1 protein-coding gene is annotated in these 609 nt (G+C 70.6%); it reads right to left on the bottom strand.

All coding sequences use genetic code 11. From position 1 onward, the window contains the following. Positions 1-609: DUF4153 domain-containing protein (locus AC2JF9_RS08200; protein ID WP_500726814.1), on the bottom strand; the 609-nt coding region annotated here is incomplete at both ends.

Below are 609 nucleotides of genomic sequence, written 5' to 3'. Positions count from 1 at the left end.
GCATGGCCAGGCCGAGGTTGGAGGATCTGATCGCCGCCCTCCATGCGCGCCGCCCGATCAGCACGGAAAGGGCATAAGCGCGCGCGATCACCAGGGTGATGCCGACGAAGACGAGGCCCCACAGACGCTGCGGCGTGAAGCCGTGCTGGTCGATGCGCAGCCAGGTGGAGGCGAGCGCGACGGTCGTCAGTGGCAGGATGACGAGGCTGAGGACCAGCGCGCTGGTCCTCAGCACCGGGCTGCGGCTCTCCTCCCCCTCGTCGTTGCCGATGATGGCGTTGGCGAGCAGCACCGCCCCGGCCACGCAGGCGAGCAGGGTCGGGGTCGTCGCGCTGGTGCGGTCCCAGAGCGGCTCCAGCCCGGTGAACGGGAGCGCGACGACGAACAGCGCGTGGCCCGCCGCCAGGACCGGGGCCAGCACGGACAGCACCGTCATCACCACGCGCTGGAGCAGGCCCATGATCCTGTCGCGGTCGCGCAGCAGCGCGACGGCGCCGCCGAGCGCGGCCCCGACCAGCGGCCAGCCGAACCAGCCCTTGCCGACCATCTCCTTGAGAATATCGATGCCGATGAGGTTGAACAGCTCGGCCAGGAGCAGGGCCATCAGGT

It is taken from the genome of Lactobacillus sp. C449L (assembly GCF_059900815.1).
Note: the sequence above shows the minus strand (reverse complement) of the source record. Positions and strands in the feature narration are given on the sequence as shown.